Source organism: Natrinema hispanicum (assembly GCF_900111485.1).
Classification (GTDB): domain Archaea; phylum Halobacteriota; class Halobacteria; order Halobacteriales; family Natrialbaceae; genus Natrinema; species Natrinema hispanicum_A.
This window is the reverse complement of record NZ_FOIC01000081.1, coordinates 1-1,905: the sequence shown is the minus strand read 5'-3', so window position 1 is coordinate 1,905 and position 1,905 is coordinate 1. Positions and strand designations below refer to the sequence as shown.

Sequence of the window (1,905 nt, the reverse complement as noted above, 5' to 3'; positions counted from 1 at the left end):
ATAGCCTGTTGCACGAGTTCGAAATTAGCTCAGGTATGTCCAAGAGATATCACTACGAGCTAGAATAATCACTTTAACTAGATTAGAAGCCGGATCGATGGTATGCACACACAACGATCCGACACCAGTAAGAACACCGCCGCTTCGCATAAGGCCACCGTTCGTCAGTTCCTTCGAGCCCACGATGAGGTCGCTTCCAAAGACGAGCTCCGCGCCGGCACCGACGTGCCGGCGTGGTATATCGACCAAATCGCCTCGACAAACACCTTCTACACCTCCCTGAACCACAACGGTCAGTACGTCGCTAGCAAACACGTTGTTGGCCATCGTGCCACCCATGACGGCTTCTGGCGACCCGAGGTGGATGACGGCGTCGCCGTCTTCCACCGCAAGGAAACCACCAAAGCCACGCTCAAGCATCTCGCGTTCCAGCGACCTTCTGGGATCACTGCCCCCGAAGCAAACGACCTCCTCGATCGACGCTGCTACCGAGCGCTCCGGAACCTCGCCGACCAACAGGAGATCCACGCTGTCGAACACCGGAACACGACGGTCTACGTCCACAGCTGGCCGTCCCTGCGGGACGCCCAGCTGAGCCAACGCGAAACCGATCAGCCGACCGACGTCAGTCCAGCTGATACCGACGAAGAGGGCTACCTCTACCGCGACGAACTTCTCGCGACGTTTCTCTCGGTTGCTGTCTCAGAGATTCAGTCGATCCCGCCCGAACGAGCCGCCGCTCTGGTCCTCCGGCAGTTCGAGGGCGACTCCTTCGACGCCCTCGAACGCCGTCTCCGACGGAATCATTCTTTCCGGGAGGCTCTCGACTACGAGCCAGAGGACGTCCCGGACGGGACGTCGCTCTGGCGTGCCTTCGACGACCTCCACCCCGATGAACTCCGTGACTGCCTCCAGTCGATGTGTGGCGACTTACTCGCTGATCACGATCACGCCGGTGAGTTCGTCGTGATCGACGGCACGCACATCGCCGCCTGGGCAAACACACGAGAAGAGATCGACGACGGTGAGGTCGAGGGAGCGAGTTGGGGCAAACACGAGGGGAAGTTCTACGGGTACAAGGTGTACATCGTCGTGGACGTAGCCGCAGAGCTGCCGGTCGCCATCACGATGGAGACCGGCAGCAGGAACGACTGTGCGGCGTTCGAACCGCTCATCGAGGAGTTCGATGAGCGGTACGACACCGACGATCTCCAGGCAGCACTGGCTGATGCGGGCTTCGACAGCCAAGGCAATCGAGAGTTCACCCAGGAGAAACTCGACTGTCCGCTGCTGACGGCGATCAATCCACGACGCTCAGCGCCACTGAAGGCGATCCGCGACGAGATCAAAGAGTTGTTCAAGAACCACGGTGACGAGATCGACAGTCCGTACGACGCACTCGAACGGTTACCACAAGAGCAACTCTCAGAGTACGGCGTCGAGGTCGGCAGCGTCGAAGAGACCTACATCTTCCAGGCGATCAAAGAACGAATGCATCGACACCTGCGGGCAGGTGTCGAGCGAGTATTCTCTCGGCTGAAGTCCTTTACCGGCCTCGATCGCGTCCGCGCACGCAAGGAGAACAACGTGGAAACTCACGTCGTGCTTTCGGCAGTCGCTCTGGTCGCGACGTCACTCACCGCAAAACAACAGGGAAAACCAGGACTGATACGTTCTCCCAGTCGCCTCATCTGACGGCCCCAGCCCGGAGTCGAAGCACGCGCCGCCTGAGAGGCATCGCTCTCAGGCGGCTCTATTCGTGATCGAAAACTGACTCAAACACCTGATTCAGCGAGCGTTTCTGAGACTTCTCTCACCGAATTGATTATCAGTCGGCAGATTCGAACTGGATCAGTCTCACGCTGCCATGTCTGACGAATTGATCTTGAACGTGCAACAGGCTAT

1 protein-coding gene is annotated in these 1,905 nt (G+C 58.7%); it reads left to right on the top strand.

Features of this window, described 5'->3' with window-relative positions; all coding sequences use genetic code 11:
* The first annotated feature begins 102 nt into the window (after window positions 1–102).
* The gene (locus BSG09_RS19990; protein ID WP_092936239.1) at window positions 103–1,695 is read left to right on the top strand and encodes a transposase; all 1,593 of its coding nucleotides are present in this window, start codon (window positions 103–105) and stop codon (window positions 1,693–1,695) included.
* Window positions 1,696–1,905: the final 210 nt, after the last annotated feature.

Excerpts from the sequence above, each read along its gene's own strand:
- BSG09_RS19990 (WP_092936239.1), top strand. The coding sequence starts at position 103 with ATGCACACACAACGATCCGACACCAGTAAGAACACCGCCGCTTCGCAT.